The organism is Amycolatopsis sp. NBC_01307, assembly GCF_035975215.1.
In the GTDB taxonomy this organism is placed as follows: Bacteria; Actinomycetota; Actinomycetes; order Mycobacteriales; family Pseudonocardiaceae; genus Amycolatopsis.
Genome location: NZ_CP108403.1, coordinates 8,453,900 through 8,467,977, shown reverse-complemented (window position 1 = coordinate 8,467,977; position 14,078 = coordinate 8,453,900). Strand labels below are relative to the sequence as shown.

The 14,078-nt window shown below is 69.3% G+C and carries 13 protein-coding genes and 1 tRNA gene; 10 read left to right on the top strand and 4 right to left on the bottom strand.

From position 1 onward, the window contains the following. The first annotated feature begins 99 nt into the window (after positions 1-99). Both OG439_RS37465 and OG439_RS37460 read left to right on the top strand, forming a co-directional pair. Positions 100-1,794 carry a bifunctional metallophosphatase/5'-nucleotidase gene (locus tag OG439_RS37465; RefSeq protein WP_326945287.1) on the top strand — a complete coding sequence of 565 codons (1,695 nt, stop codon included), beginning with the start codon at positions 100-102 and terminating at the stop codon, positions 1,792-1,794. 38 nt (positions 1,795-1,832) lie between these two features. Next, positions 1,833-2,159 (top strand): MmcQ/YjbR family DNA-binding protein, encoded by a 327-nt coding sequence (locus OG439_RS37460; RefSeq protein WP_326945286.1) that lies wholly within the window; start codon positions 1,833-1,835, stop codon positions 2,157-2,159. On the opposite strand, the gene OG439_RS37455 is transcribed toward OG439_RS37460, so the two are convergent. After that, positions 2,149-2,682 (bottom strand): GNAT family N-acetyltransferase, encoded by a 534-nt coding sequence (locus OG439_RS37455; RefSeq protein ID WP_326945285.1) that lies wholly within the window; start codon positions 2,680-2,682, stop codon positions 2,149-2,151. The genes OG439_RS37460 and OG439_RS37455 overlap by 11 nt on opposite strands. Positions 2,683-2,690: 8 nt before the next feature. Further along, positions 2,691-3,068, bottom strand: coding sequence for a nitroreductase family deazaflavin-dependent oxidoreductase (locus tag OG439_RS37450; RefSeq protein WP_326945284.1), 378 nt, complete (start codon positions 3,066-3,068; stop codon positions 2,691-2,693). 88 nt (positions 3,069-3,156) lie between these two features. On the opposite strand from OG439_RS37450, the gene OG439_RS37445 reads away from it, so the two are divergent. The 4 genes from OG439_RS37445 (at position 3,157) to OG439_RS37430 (ending at position 5,737) form a co-directional block, all read left to right on the top strand. After that, positions 3,157-3,807 carry a hypothetical protein gene (locus tag OG439_RS37445; RefSeq protein ID WP_326945283.1) on the top strand — a complete coding sequence of 217 codons (651 nt, stop codon included), beginning with the start codon at positions 3,157-3,159 and terminating at the stop codon, positions 3,805-3,807. 96 nt (positions 3,808-3,903) lie between these two features. Continuing rightward, complete coding sequence (locus OG439_RS37440) at positions 3,904-4,254, top strand: YciI family protein (protein WP_247059414.1); 351 nt, start codon at positions 3,904-3,906, stop codon at positions 4,252-4,254. After that, the gene (locus OG439_RS37435) at positions 4,251-5,474 is read left to right on the top strand and encodes an RNA polymerase sigma factor (protein WP_326945282.1); all 1,224 of its coding nucleotides are present in this window, start codon (positions 4,251-4,253) and stop codon (positions 5,472-5,474) included. The genes OG439_RS37440 and OG439_RS37435 overlap by 4 nt, the downstream gene beginning before the upstream one ends. Beyond that, entirely contained in the window at positions 5,471-5,737 is a 267-nt protein-coding gene (locus OG439_RS37430; protein ID WP_326945281.1) for a hypothetical protein, read from the top strand. The genes OG439_RS37435 and OG439_RS37430 overlap by 4 nt, the downstream gene beginning before the upstream one ends. 21 nt (positions 5,738-5,758) lie before the next feature. Here OG439_RS37430 and OG439_RS37425 read toward each other — a convergent pair. Next, positions 5,759-5,829: transfer RNA gene (locus OG439_RS37425), tRNA-Gly, on the bottom strand. Between the two features lie 110 nt (positions 5,830-5,939). Between OG439_RS37425 and OG439_RS37420 the strand changes: the two genes are divergently transcribed. Both OG439_RS37420 and dcd read left to right on the top strand, forming a co-directional pair. Then, positions 5,940-7,133 (top strand): oxygenase MpaB family protein, encoded by a 1,194-nt coding sequence (locus tag OG439_RS37420; RefSeq protein WP_326945280.1) that lies wholly within the window; start codon positions 5,940-5,942, stop codon positions 7,131-7,133. Positions 7,134-7,156: 23 nt separating this feature from the next. Then, positions 7,157-7,738 carry a dCTP deaminase gene (dcd, locus tag OG439_RS37415; RefSeq protein ID WP_247059392.1) on the top strand — a complete coding sequence of 194 codons (582 nt, stop codon included), beginning with the start codon at positions 7,157-7,159 and terminating at the stop codon, positions 7,736-7,738. Here the strand turns inward: dcd and OG439_RS37410 are convergent. Next, positions 7,735-8,928, bottom strand: coding sequence for an FAD-dependent oxidoreductase (locus tag OG439_RS37410; protein ID WP_326945279.1), 1,194 nt, complete (start codon positions 8,926-8,928; stop codon positions 7,735-7,737). The genes dcd and OG439_RS37410 overlap by 4 nt on opposite strands. Before the next feature lie 73 nt (positions 8,929-9,001). Between OG439_RS37410 and OG439_RS37405 the strand changes: the two genes are divergently transcribed. Next, entirely contained in the window at positions 9,002-9,472 is a 471-nt protein-coding gene (locus OG439_RS37405; RefSeq protein ID WP_326945278.1) for a MarR family winged helix-turn-helix transcriptional regulator, read from the top strand. A gap of 79 nt (positions 9,473-9,551) precedes the next feature. Continuing rightward, complete coding sequence (locus OG439_RS37400; protein WP_326945277.1) at positions 9,552-14,045, top strand: DUF7507 domain-containing protein; 4,494 nt, start codon at positions 9,552-9,554, stop codon at positions 14,043-14,045. Positions 14,046-14,078 lie beyond the last annotated feature (33 nt).

Genomic DNA, 14,078 nt, shown 5'->3' with positions numbered 1-14,078 from the left:
CGTCCGTCTTTTGACCCTGGTAGTTGACTCCGCCGCGAGGCAGAATCCTCCGCCGTGCGCCCGTGTGGGGACCTTGGGCGCGAATCGGAGGAAACACGCATGAGGCTTTCAACCCGGCTCGTGGTGCTCGCCGCGGCCGCGCTGGCGACGACGGCGGTGACCACCGCACCCGCGTCCGCGGGCCAGCGCCCGGATCCGACGACGGACGTCCGGATCATCACGTTCAACGACTTCCACGGCAACCTCGAGCCGCCGTCGGGTTCCAGCGGCCGGGTCACGCAGTCGGACGGGACCACAGTGGACGCCGGCGGCGCCGCTTACCTGGCGACGCACGTGAAGCAGCTTCGCGCGCAGGTGCGCAACTCGCTCGTGTTCTCCGCCGGGGACAACGTCGGCGCGTCGCCGGTGGTCTCGGCGCTGTTCCACGACGAGCCGACCATCGACTTCCTGAACCAGATCGGCGTGAGCGCGTCCGTCGTCGGCAACCACGAGTTCGACGAGGGCTACAAGGAACTGCAGCGCATGCAGTTCGGCGGCTGCAACCCGACCGACGGTTGCCAGTTCGACAAGAAGTTCAAGGGTGCGGACTTCCCGTTCCTCGGGTCCAATGTGTACTTCACCAACGGCCTGCCCGCGCTGCTGCCGTTCACCGTCAAGTTCGAAGGCGGTGTGCCGATCGGTGTCATCGGCGCGACGCTGAAGGACCTGCCGACCGTCGTCACACCGGAGGCCATCAAGGGCCTGAAGTTCGGTGACGAGGTCGAGGCGATCAACCGCACCGCGAACCTGCTCGACTTCCTCGGCGTCAAGTCCCAGGTCGTGCTGCTGCACCAGGGCGACAGCACCGAGATCGAGGGCCCGAACGACTGCCGGGTGCTGCCCGGCCCGGCCACCGCGATCGCGAAGGCGGTGACCCCGAAGGTCGACGCCATCTTCACCGGGCACAGCCACCAGCAGTACAACTGCGTGATCAACGACCCGGCGGGCCAGCCGCGCACGGTCATCCAGGGCGCGTCGTTCGGCCGCCTGCTGTCCGTGGTGGACCTGAAGATCAACCTGAAGACGCGCGACGTCGTCCGGTCGGCCACGCAGGCCCACAACGAGATCGTCACGCGCACGGTGACGCCGGACCCGGCCGTCTCGGCGCTGGTCGCCGACGCCAAGGCGAAGTCGGCGCCGATCGCGAACAAGCCGGTCGGCACCATCACCGCCGACCTGCCGGCGGCGGGCAACGCGGCCGGTGAGTCCTCGCTCGGCGACGTCATCGCCGACGCGCAGCTCGCGGGCACGCAGTCGAACAACGCCGTCATCGCGATCACCAACCCGGGCGGCATCCGCGCCGACCTGACGTACAAGTCGTCCGCGAACAACGAGGGTGACGGCGTGGTGACCTACGGCGAGGCGTTCACCGTCCAGCCGTTCGCGAACATCATGCAGACGATCACGCTGACCGGCGCGAACCTGAAGAACGTGCTGGAACAGCAGTGGGCGCCGGGGGTGAACCCGAAGTTCCTGCAGATCTCGAGCTCGCTGCACTACAGCTACTCGGCCGCCGCGCCGCAGGGCTCGCGGATCTCGAACATCACGGTGAACGGCACGCCGGTCGACCCGGCGGCGACGTTCCGCGTGTCGGTGAACAACTTCCTCGCCGCCGGCGGGGACGGCTTCACCGAGTTCACCAAGGGCACGAACCTGGCCGGCGGACCGGTGGACCTGGACGCGCTGATCGCGTACCTGGGCGCCCACCCGAACCTGGCCCCGCCCGCGGCGGACCGGATCACCCTGCTGCCGTAGCTCCGGTATTTCCAAGACGCCGGGTCGACAATGGACCCATGACGACTTGGGAAGACGTCGTCCGCCTGGCCTCGGGACTGCCCGAGGTCGAGGCGGCGACCTGGTACCGCACGCCCGCGCTGAAGGTGGCGGGCAAGGGGTTCGCGCGGCTGCGCACCGAGGCCGAAGGCGGCCTGGTCGTGATGTGCGGGCTCGACGAGAAGGCCGCGTTGCTGGAATCCGGCGACGCGGCCTTCTTCACGACACCGCACTACGACGGCTCCGGCTCGATCATCGTCGACCTCGGGAAGGTCGACGTCGATCAGCTGCGTGAGCTGCTCGAAGAGGCGTGGCGGCTGAAGGCGCCGAAGCGGCTCACGACTTGAGCTCGCCCTTGAGCAGGCTCATCAGGATCATGTCGTGGCGCTCGCCGTCCATCGCGACGAACGCCTCGCGGTGGCGGCCGTCCTCGGAGAAGCCGACCTTGCGGTAGACGTGCCGGGCGCGCTCGTTCCCGGCGACAACCCAGAGCGTGATCATGTGCAGGCGCATGGCGTTGAAGCCGTAGCGGCACATCAGGCGCAGCGCTTCGGTGCCGTAACCGCCGCCGTTCCGGTACCCGGCGTCACCGATGTAGACGTCCAGCTCGGCGTTGCCGATCTCGGGCTCGGCGTCCCGCAGGTCGATGACGCCGATGAGCTTGCCGTCGGCCTTGGCCTCGATCCCGAGGACGACCAGTTCGTAGCTGTTGACCGGGCGTTCCTCGGCGCGCTTGCGCAGTTGCGCGAGGGAGCGCGGGTGGCTGTTGTTCATCCACCGGCCGACCTCGGGGTCGTGAACCCACCGGTGGATCTTCTCGGCGTCCTCCGGCTCCAGCGCGCGCAGCCGGACGAGCTCCCCCTCGAGCATCGCTCCCCCTAGTCCCGCTTGAGCAGCAGGAAGTCGTGGACGTTCAGCAGGCCGAGGAACTGCCGGACGGGCGTCGGCATGGCCTGGCGCGACTCATCATGCACGAGCCGGGCGCCGTGCACGCGGTGGTTTTTCCGCCGGGTGACGACCGTGCAGCCGCCCTCGGCCAGCACGTTCTTCACCCAGTCGGCGTCCGGCCCGTAGGTCAGCGCGACGACGTAGCCCTCCGCCGTGCCGAAGACGTTCACCGGCGTCCGGTACTCCCGGCCCGACTTCCGTCCCTTGTGGACGATCATGCCGAACCCGGGCGCCCAGTTGACGACGTACTTGTTGACGCGGTTGGTCGCGATGCGGTTGAAGCGGGCGAGACCCTTGGGGAGCACCATGGCGGCCATAATATCAACGTGCGATGAATTAAGCGACCGGACGACCCCGGCTCCCGGGCCGCCGTCGCCCGATGGTGGGATACGGGGCATGCCGACCGAATGGCCGCTGCGCCAGGACCCGGAAGCACCGGTCATCATCGCCCTGGCTCTGGTGGCCGACGCCGACGCGCTGGGCTTCGTCGTCCTGGACGACGAAGACGACTGGTTCATCAGCGACGGCACCGAGCTGTCGGAAGACGTGCTGGTCAACCGCGAGAACTTCGGCAAGCTGTCGGTCCGCGAGGCCCTCGAGCTGCTCCCGCAGCTGGCCGCGCTCGCGGAGCTGCCGACGGGCATGGCCGCCGACTGGGACCCGGACCACCGCGCGTGGCTGCTGTCCTCGGTGACCGGCTCCGACGACGAGGACGAGGACATCCGCCTGCTCGCCCAGCGCCGCGCGGCCTGGGAGTTCGAAGGTTCGCCGGACGACGAGGTCCAGATCAGCAGCGGCCTCACCGAGCTCCCGACCGGCTCGGAGCGTCCGGTCCGCGCGGTCCGCCAGGTCGTCCGCGAGCAGGACGGCACGTGGCTCTTCGTCGGCTTCGAGGTCCCGGAAGCGGAAGACTTCGAGGTCGAGGGCCTGGAGCTGGAGCACGTCGCGAAGCTGTACCCGGACGTCCGCACGGTGCTGAAGGCCGCGCCGGGCCAGGTCTACGACCGCGAGACGCCGGACGCCGAGTGGGAGCTCGTCGAAGGCTGAGAAAGTCCGGCGCGGTTGTCCTGGAGACGTCCGCGCCGTTCGTCCTTACAGTGAGAGCCGGCGATCGGCGCCGGCCGACCTCTGTGAGGAGCTGTCATGCCCAAGTACGCCGCCATCATCTACGCCTCCGACGTCGACCCGACCCAGCCCGAAGCCGCCGGCATGATGCGGGACTACGACGAGTTCGGCGCGGCCGCACAGGCCGTGATCCGCGGCGGCGCGGCCCTGTACCCGACCGCCACCGCGACGACCGTCCACGTCACCGGCGGCAAGGGCGGCGACATCGTCACCACCGACGGCCCGTACGCCGAGACGAAGGAAGCCCTCACCGGCTTCTACCTCATCGAGTGCGCCGACCTCGACGAAGCCGTCAAGGTCGCGGCGCAGATCCCGGGCGCCTGGGACGGCGCCATCGAAGTCCGGCCGGTCGTCGAATTCGGCAAGTGACCTTCGCCGGTGACGCGGTCGCGCGGCTGGTCCGGGACGAGGGCACCCGGGTACTGGCCACGCTGGTCCGCGTCACCGGCAGCGTCGACCGCGCCGAAGACGCCGTCCAGGACGCGGTGGTCCGCGCCCTCGAGACGTGGCCACGCGACGGCGTCCCCGCCAACCCCCGCGGCTGGCTGCTGGTCGCGGCCCGCAGGCGCGCGGTCGACGTCGTCCGCCGCGAAGCGAAGCGCCTGGGGAAGGAGGCCGACGCGATGCCGGCCGTCGACCCGTCCCCCGACCCGTCCCCCGACCCACTCTCGGTCCGCGACGACCTGTTGAGGCTGGTCTTCACGTGCTGCCACCCGGCGTTGTCCCTGGATGCGCAGGTCGCCCTGGCCCTCCGAACGCTGGGCGGCCTGTCGACGTCAGAGGTGGCCCGCGCGCTACTGCTCCCCGAAGCGACGCTGGCGAAGCGCCTGACGCGCGCGAAGCAGAAGATCGCGCAGGCCCGGATCCCCTACCGCGTGCCGTCTGCCGAAGAACTGCCCGCACGCCTGACCGGCGTGGCGTCGACGGTGTACCTGATCTTCAACGAGGGCTACACGGGCCGCGCGTCGTTGACCACCGAGGCGGTGCGCTTGGCCCGCCTACTGGTCTCGCTGATGCCCGACGAGCCGACGGCGCTAGGTCTCTTGGCGCTGGTACTACTGCAAGACGCCCGCCGCGAGGCCCGCTTTTCGTCGGGCTCGCCGGTGCTGCTGGCTTTCCAGGATCGCTCGCTCTGGGACTCTGAGTTGATCAAGGAAGGCGTGTCGTTGGTGGGCGCGGGCCTACGTCGAACCCCCTCGGTGCCGAACGCGTACGTCATCCAGGCGGCGATCGCTGCGTGCCACGACCTCGCGCCGACATACGAGGAGACCAACTGGGACGCGGTGATCTCCTGGTACGACGTGCTGTTGTCGATCCAGGACACGCCGGTAGTGCGCTTGAACCGCGCGGCCGCGGTGGCGGAACGGGACGGCCCCGCGGCGGCTTTGGCTTTGGTGGACGCATTGCCGGGCCTGGAGGACTACCCGTGGTGGCACGCATCGCGGGCGGAGTTATTGCACCGCTTGGATTCCCCGGCGGCCTCCGAGGCGCTGGATCGCGCGGAGGCGACCGGACTTCCGGACGGTCACGCGGCGCACCTGCGTCAACGGATAAATCAGTTGCGCCAGACCCGGACAATGGACTCATGAGTTTGAAAGAGCGATTGGTCGACTGGACCGACTTGGAGGAAGCGGAATATTATCTGGCGATCGAACTCGGCGTATTTCGCGGTGACGAAGAGTGGGTCGGGATCAAGTGGATCTTCTGGTCCGCGAACAAGCTGGGCAACGGTCTCTACAAGGCACTGCTCGGGTTGGTCGACGCCGGCGTGCTCGAATACCGCGACGAACCCGACCATCAGGTGCGCTGGTGTCACGCTCGTGAATCGGAAAGCGAAAAGCCCCGGATCTGAGACCCGGGGCTTTCGACTGAGAGCGGATGACGGGAATCGAACCCGCGTATTCAGCTTGGGAAGCTGATGTTCTACCATTGAACTACATCCGCAGTGCGTGGCAAGCATACACGGCGTGGTGATCCCCCTGTCCAGACCCTCCCCTCCTTGACGTCGGCGCGTCAAGTGACAACACTTGTTGTCGACGTCGGAGGTGTGCCGGATGGATGATCCCGAGCTGTTCCGGGAGGGCGGGTTCCGGCTCGCGTCGCGGCTGTTCATCGAAGGTGACATCCGGGGTGACGAGCGGCAGGTCGCCCGGCTTCGGGAGTTCGCGCAGGTCGAGGATCGGCTGGCCGATGACGTTGTCGCCTGGATGGCACAGCAGCCGAGGGGCCAGGGGCACCGGCTCTTCGAGGACGCTCTCAAGAACGGCGCCGGGGCCGAGGGGCCGCTGGAGGCCTTCTTCGCCGCCGTTGAAGCGAAGCCCTATTGGGTTGATGACGAGCGGCTCGAGCGCGGGGCGAAGGCCATCACGCGGGCCGGGTTGCTCGGGCTCTTTCCGCTTGGCGACATGTCGCTAATGGGTGGCTACCTCGCCTCGCGCGCGACGAAGTCGCTGGTCGGGACCGGGGAGATCGAGTACAAGGCCACCCGGCGGCTCGTCGAGACCGCGGCCTGGTGGATCGATGTCACCACGCCCGGTGCCCTGAAGCACGGCGCCAAGGGGTACGCGTCCGCTCTCCGCATCCGGGTCGTGCACGCCCACGTGCGCGCCGCCATGCATCGGCGGGACGACTGGGACTACGCGGCCTGGGACAAGCCCGTCAACCAGGTGCAGACCGCCGGCACGCTGCTGCTCTTCTCGCTCGTCTACGTCTTCGGGACGCAGCTGCTCGGCCTTCGCTACTCCGCCCGCGAGCGCGGCGACATCCTGCACCTCTGGCGCTACATCGGCTGGCTGATGGGCGTCGACGACGAGCTGCTGCCCAGTGACGAAGAGGACGCGTGGCGGCTGCTCTGGCTGCTCGCCGCCACCGAGTTCATCCCCGACGACGACTCCAAGCGGCTCGCGAAGGCGCTGGTCGAGGCCAACGCCGCCGTCGGAGAAGGGCGTGGGGCCGTCGGGAAGGTGCTGTCGCACGTCTCCGTCGCCGTGCACTCCTCGATCTCGCGGCTCGTGCTCGGGAAGACCAACGCCGACTTCCTCGAGCTGCCGAACGACCTTCTCGCGCAGGCCGTGATCGTCACCGCGGCGGGTGTCAACTTCGCCGCCGAGACGGTGCGGCGGTTCATTCCCGGGGCCACCGCGCTGCAGGAACGGATCGGCGAGGCCGGGCGGCGTGGGTACGTGAAGCGGCTTGAGAAGCTCTTCTCGCCCGATGCCACCTATGCGCAGCACATGCGTGCGGCCTGAACCCACCGGATAGGCTTTGCGACGTGCTGCTCAGTGACCGTGACCTTCGCAAAGAGCTCGACGCCGGCCGGCTCGGCATCGACCCCTTCGATCCCGGCATGGTCCAGCCGTCCAGCGTCGACGTCCGGCTCGACCGGTTCTTCCGCGTCTTCAACAACAGCAAGTACACCCACATCGATCCCCAGCTGCAGCAGGACGAGCTGACCTCGCTCGTCGAGAAGGAGGGCGACGAGCCCTTCGTGCTGCACCCGGGCGAGTTCGTGCTCGGCTCGACGTTCGAGCTCGTCACCCTGGCCGACGACCTGGCCGGCCGCCTCGAAGGCAAGTCGTCGCTCGGACGGCTCGGGCTGCTCACGCACTCGACGGCTGGCTTCATCGATCCCGGCTTCTCCGGGCACATCACGCTGGAGCTGTCGAACGTCGCGAACCTGCCGATCACGCTCTGGCCGGGCATGAAGATCGGCCAGCTGTGCATCTTCCGGCTGTCCAGCTCGGCCGAGCACCCGTACGGCTCCAGCGAGGCCGGCTCCCGCTACCAGGGCCAGCGCGGGCCGACGCCGAGCCGGGCGTACAAGAACTTCCACCGCGTCGACACCTGGCGCTAAGCCGCGACCTTCTCGTTCCAGTCGATGTGGTGGTTCCACATGAACGCGTTCGGGTCCTCGCTCTGCGGCTTCGCGAACGCGCGCTTGATGAAGAAGTCGCGGATCACCCGGCCGACCGGGCCGATCACCTTGTCGTCGCCGTTGCGCTTGCCGCGCGCGACGACCGCTTCGACGCGCTCGCGCCGCAGCCCCTCGTAAGTGGTCAGCGCCTGGGCGATGTCCGGCACGTCGCGCAGGCACTTCCCCAGCGTGACGGCGTCTTCGATGGCCATCGACGCGCCCTGGCCCGCCGCCGGTGACGTCGCGTGGGCCGCGTCGCCGATGATCACCATGCGGCCGCGGTGCCAGATCGGGACCGTCGGGAAGTCGAACGTCGGCCAGGCCGGGTAGACGTCGCGGGTCGCGCGGATGATCTCGGCGGCCGGCGTCCGGTCGCGCGACACCAGGTCCAGCAGCTCGGTGCGCAGTTTCTCGCCGGCGAGCGCGGCCAGTTCCGAGCCGGTCGGCTCGGTCTTGCGGGCCGGGTTCGCGAACCACCAGACGCGGCCGTCCGGGCTGACGACGTGGCAGAAGAACAGGCGCCGGCCGAAGACCATGTTCAGCACGCCCGGCTCGTCCGGCAGCGTCAGGCCCTCGGCGAACCCGCCGGTGTTGAGCAGCGGCACGTACCGCGGCGACGGCGCGTCCGGGTCGATGATCGTCCGGACGCGGGAGCGCAGGCCGTCGGCGCCGATCAGCAGGTCGCCCTCGGCGTGCGAGCCGTCCGAGAACTCGGCCCTGACCTGCGAAGACGTCTGGTTCGCGCCGATCAGGCGCTTGCCGTACCCGGCGTGGATCCCGCGCCGCGCGGCTTCGTCGCGCAGGGCGACGTACAGGTCCGAGCGCAGCACCGTCTGGCTCACGGTGCCGTCCGGCAGCGTGCCGCCGAGCGGGAACTCGGCCAGCCGCGTGCCGTCGCCCAGGCCGATCGACATCCGCGGCGAGTCGAAGCCCGTGCTCTTGACGACGTCCTTCAGGCCGAGCGGCAGCAGCGCGTCCAGGCCGTTGACCGCCAGGGTCAGGAACGCGCCGACGCCCTCGGCGCCGCGGTCGTAGGCCTCGAACAGCAGCGGCTCGTGGCCGGCTTCGTGCAGTGCGATGGCGGTGATCGTCCCCGCGATCCCGCCCCCGATGATCAGCGCCCGTGTCATGTCCTTCGTCTCCTCGAAACTCTTAGAAACTAATTCGTTCTGTCGAACTAAAGAGTGGGCTACGCTGGTCGCCGTGTCAAGCGAGCGAGCGAAGCTGGTCGAAGAGGTCCTGCTCGGGGCGCGGGAACTCTCGACGGAGACGGTCATGTTCCACACCGCGATCGCCGAGACGCGCGGGCTGTCGCCGGTCGAGAGCAAGGTGCTGGACTACCTCGCCCGGCTCGGCCCGCAGATGCCGAAGGAGCTGGCGCGGCTGTCCGGGCTCGCGCCGGCGTCGGTGACGGCGCTGGTCGACCGGCTCGAGCGCAAGGGGTTCGTCGCCCGCGAGCCGCACCCGGACGACCGGCGCAAGGTCCTCATCGCGCTCGACCCGGGCGCGATCGAGCGCAGCGTGCACCTCTGGGACCACCTGGTCGCCAAGGTCCTCGATCTCTGCGAGCGCTATTCCGACGACGAGCTCCGCACGGTGATCGGGTTCGTCGCGGCCGCCGCGGCCATCACCCACGAGTCGACGACGCGGCTCACGCATTCCCCGGGCGGGTGATCACCGGGGTCAAAAAGGGCGGGAAAGACGGGAGCGTGTCAGGCTCCGAAAAGTCGCCTCGGCCCCCGGGAGTACCCGTATGTCGCTGTCCAGGAAGTCACTCCACCTCCTAGTGGTCCTGGCACTGGTCCTGATGGCCTCGGCAATCGCTCCCCTTGCGGAAGCGGCGGTCGTCAAGCCGTTCCAGCTGAACTACGACGAAGTCGTCTACGGCGATTTCCTGTACGCGGGCAACGGCGTGGTGCGGTGCCCGGTGAACGCGGACAACGCGCCGACGACCGGCACCGGCAACACCCCTGCGACCTGCGCGAACACCGCCGATCGGCGGGACACGCTCGTCAACGACAACTTCTTCATGCAGTGGGCCGACGTCGACGCCGACCGCGGCACGTTCGATTCCGCCAAGGCGACGGTCACCATTCCGCCGGGCGCGAAAATCCTCTTCGCGCGGCTCAACTGGGCGGGTAACACCGGCGCTTACACGACGTCGCCGGGTGTTTTGTCGCCGACGAAGATGTGCCAGTCGCGCAACAACAACACCGCCGCGATCGTGCCGCCCGGAACACCCGCGAAACAAGACGTCCGGCTCACCGTCGGCGCCGGGAAATCCGTCGACGTCCCGCCCGCGGTCTACACCGAGGACCCGCTCGACACGTTCAGCGGCGGCCAGTACTACTCGGCCTACGCCGACGTCACCAAGCAGTTCGCCGACGCGCCGACCGGGTCCGCGCTCGACCTGACCGTCGGCAACGTCTGGGCGCCGAAGGGCTTCAACTGCATGGGCGGCTGGTCGGTCGCCCTGGTCTACGCCTACCCCGAACGCAACGCCGACTACGCGCCGAACAAGCGCGAGGTGTTCATCTACGACGGGCACGTCCGGCAGAACAGCACCGACAAGCCCACGACCACGACGATCACCGGGTTCCGCGCCGCCGCCGCGGACGCGCACGTCGGCGTCACCGCCTACGAGGGCGACTGGGGCATCTCGGGCGACCAGTTCCTGATCAACGACAAACCGGCCGCCGAACCGTCGGCGGGCGGGACGTCGAACTTCTTCATCTCGAACGCCGATGGTGCCGGCGATCCCGCGGTGAAGAACAACTTCAGCGTGGACGCGAAGTCGTTCAACGTCGACACCATCCCGGCCGGCGCGACCAGCGCCAAGCTCGGCTTCGCCACCACCGGCGACTCCTACCTGGCGCAGAACCTCGCCTTCTCGACGCCGGTGCCCGAGCTCCAGATCAGCAAGCGCGCGGAACCGGCCCAGGTGCACCCGGGCGAACCGGTCACGTTCACCATCGTCGTGACCAACCCGAGCGGCGCGCCGGCGTCCGGGGTGAAGGTCGCCGACGACGCGTTCCCCGCGTGCAGCAAGGACATCGGCTCGCTCAAGGGCGGCCAGACGGTCAGCTACACCTGCACCGCGACCGCGCCGGACAAGGACTTCACGAACACCGCGAAGGCCACCGGCACCAGTGCGCTCGGCGATCCGCTGGACGGCACGGCGACCACCTCGGTGAACGTCATCCACCCGGCCATCGGCATCACGAAGATCGCCGACAAGCCCGCTTACCGCGCCGGCGACACCGTGACGTTCACGCTCAAGGTCACCAACACCGGCGACGCCAACCTCACCGCGCTGCAGGTCGCCGACCCGAAGACGCCGTCGTGCGCGCAACGGCTCGCGGGCGTGCTGAAGCCCGGCGAGACCCGCACCCTCACCTGCACGACGAAGGCACCGGTCGCCGACGGCGTCAACACCGCCACCGCCAGTGGCGTCGACGGCCTCGGCAAGCAGGTCACGGCCACCGCCGACGCGCCAGCACCGACGATCGCCCCGGCCATCGACGTCACCAAGACGGCCGGCCCGACGGTGATCCACGCCGGTGAGGCCGTCACGTGGACGATCACCGTGAAGAACACCGGCGACAGCCCGCTCGCCCCGGTGAAGCTCACCGACGACACGACGACGTCGTGCTCGCGCACCATCGACAGCCTCGACGCGGGCGCGTCGCAGACCTACAACTGCACCGCGAACCCGTCGAAGACCACGACGAACACGGTCACCGCCACCGGCACCGACCGCTCCGGCCAGCCGGTGACCGACACCGCGTCGGCCACCGTCACGGTGATCAGCCCGGCGCTGACCATCACGAAGGACGCCTCGCCGACGACCGTCCGCACCGGTGACCAGATCACCTTCACGATCACCGTCACGAACTCCGGTGACGTGCCGCTGACCGACGTCACCGTCACGGACGACCGGACCCCGGCGTGCGCCAAGACGTTCGGCACGCTGGCGCCGCAGGCGAAGCAGACCTACACCTGCACCACCCCGGCACCGGCCGACGACTTCACGAACACCGCGACCGCCACCGGCAAGGACCAGCTCGGCCGCGAGGTGAAGGTCACCGACGACGCCGTCGTCGACGTGATCCACCCGGCGATCGCGATCGTCAAGGACGCCGCGCCCGCGCAGGTCCGCGAGGGCGACACCGTGACCTGGACGATCACCGTGACCAACACCGGCGACGTGCCGCTCACCGACGTCGGCGTGGCCGACGACCGGGTCGCCCCGTGCGCGAAGCCGCTCGGAACCCTGGCGCCGCAGGCGAAGCAGACCTACACCTGCACCACCGTCGCGGGCGCCGCCGGCTTCACGAACACCGCGAAGGCCACCGGCACCGACCCGACGAGGCGGCCCGTGGACGCGTCCGACGACGCCTCGTTCACCGTGCAGCACCCGGCCGTCACGATCACCAAGGACGTCCCCGGCGGGCCCTTCCGCCAGGGCGACACCGTGCCGTTCCGGATCACCGTCCGCAACACCGGTGACGTGCCGCTGACCGGCGTCCAGGTGACGGACGCGCTCGTCGCCGGCTGTGCGCAAGCCTTCGACGGCACGCTCGAACCCGGTGGCACGTGGGGCTTCGGCTGCACCGGCACCGCGCCGGCCGACGACTTCACGAACACCGCGCAGGTCACTGGCACACCGCCGGTCGGCCCCGCCGTGACCGCGTCCGACGACGCCGCCGTCGACGTGATCCACCCGGGCATCGCGATCACCAAGGACGCCGACCCGAAGGTCGTTCGCGCGGGCGACACCGTGACGTTCACGCTCACCGTGACGAACACCGGCGACAGCCCGCTGCGGGACGTCTTCGTGGCCGACCAGCTCGCGCCGGAGTGCGCTCAGCGTCTCGGCACGCTGGCGCCGCAGGCGAAGCAGACCTACACCTGCACGCTCGTGGCCGGCGAAGCGGACTTCACCAATACCGCCACCGCCAACGGAACCGACGGCACGAACCGCCCGGTGACGTCGACCGCCGACGCCGCGGTGGACGTGATCCACCCGGCGATCAGCATCACCAAGGACGCCGCGCCCGCCCAGGTTCGTGAGGGCGACACAGTGACGTTCACGATCGTCGTGAAGAACACGGGCGACGTGCCGCTGACCGAAGTGTCCGTTGTGGACAGCCGGACGCCGTCGTGCGCTCAGACCATCGGCTCCCTCCTTCCCGGTGCCGAACGGCACCACTCCTGCACCGTAACCGCGGGCACCGACAGTTTTACGAACACGGCGACCGCGACCGGAACGGATCCGACCGATCGCCAGGTCACGGCCACCGACGACGCGTCCTACACCGTGCTGCACCCGGGGCTGGCCATCACGAAGGACGTCAAGGGCGGCCCGTTCCGCGAGGGCGACGCGGTCACGTTCACGATCACCGTCGAGAACACCGGCGACGCCCCGCTCACCGCGGTGACGGTGACCGACGAGCTCGCGCCGGCCTGCGCCAAGACGTTCGAGACGTTGGCCCCCAACGAAAAGCAGACCTACGACTGCACGATGACCGCGCCGGCGGACGACGTCGTCAACCGGGCCGAGGTGACCGGGCAGCCGCCGACCGGGCCGCCGCTGGACGCCGACGACACGGCCAAGGTCGACGTCATCCACCCGGCCGTGAAGATCACGAAGGAAGCTTCGCCGACGACAGTGCGCGAAGGCGACGAAGTCACCTTCACCATCGTCGTGACGAACACCGGCGACGTCCCGCTGACCAACGTGTCCGTTGTGGACGATCAGACGCAGTCGTGCCCCCGGACGTTCGACACCCTGGCGCTCGCCGGCGTCCAGACCTACACCTGCACCACCACGGCCCCGTCGGACGACTTCACGAACACCGCCGGTGTCAACGGCACCGACCCGACCGGCCGCCCGGTGACCTCGACCGCCACCGCCGCGGTCGACGTCATCCACCCGCAGCTCGCGCTGATGAAGGACGTGACGCCGTACGAAGTCCGCGAAGGCGACACCGTCACCTTCTCCATCCTGGTGAAGAACACCGGTGACGTGCCGCTGACCGACGTGACGGTCGCCGACGACCGCACCCCGGCCTGCGCGCACACCGTCGCGACGCTGGCGCCCGACGCCGAAGAGACGTACACGTGCACCACGGTGGCGGGCCGGGACGGCTTCACCAACACGGCCACGGCCACCGGCCAGGACCCGACGAACCGGCCGGTGACGGCGACCGACAGCGCCACCTTCGTCGTCCAGCACCGGGCCTGAGCATCACCAAGAACGTCCGCGGCGGCCCGTTCC

What these genes read in the sequence shown, in the direction of transcription:
- OG439_RS37430 (WP_326945281.1), top strand. Translation starts at nt 5,471, where the DNA reads ATGAGTTTGAAAGAGCGATTGGTCGACTGGACCGACTTGGAGGAAGCG.
- OG439_RS37465 (WP_326945287.1), top strand. Translation starts at nt 100, where the DNA reads ATGAGGCTTTCAACCCGGCTCGTGGTGCTCGCCGCGGCCGCGCTGGCG.
- OG439_RS37450 (WP_326945284.1), bottom strand. Translation starts at nt 3,068, where the DNA reads ATGGTGCTCCCCAAGGGTCTCGCCCGCTTCAACCGCATCGCGACCAAC.
- OG439_RS37455 (WP_326945285.1), bottom strand. Translation starts at nt 2,682, where the DNA reads ATGCTCGAGGGGGAGCTCGTCCGGCTGCGCGCGCTGGAGCCGGAGGAC.
- OG439_RS37460 (WP_326945286.1), top strand. Translation starts at nt 1,833, where the DNA reads ATGACGACTTGGGAAGACGTCGTCCGCCTGGCCTCGGGACTGCCCGAG.
- OG439_RS37420 (WP_326945280.1), top strand. Translation starts at nt 5,940, where the DNA reads ATGGATGATCCCGAGCTGTTCCGGGAGGGCGGGTTCCGGCTCGCGTCG.
- OG439_RS37400 (WP_326945277.1), top strand. Translation starts at nt 9,552, where the DNA reads ATGTCGCTGTCCAGGAAGTCACTCCACCTCCTAGTGGTCCTGGCACTG.
- OG439_RS37445 (WP_326945283.1), top strand. Translation starts at nt 3,157, where the DNA reads ATGCCGACCGAATGGCCGCTGCGCCAGGACCCGGAAGCACCGGTCATC.
- OG439_RS37440 (WP_247059414.1), top strand. Translation starts at nt 3,904, where the DNA reads ATGCCCAAGTACGCCGCCATCATCTACGCCTCCGACGTCGACCCGACC.
- OG439_RS37410 (WP_326945279.1), bottom strand. Translation starts at nt 8,928, where the DNA reads ATGACACGGGCGCTGATCATCGGGGGCGGGATCGCGGGGACGATCACC.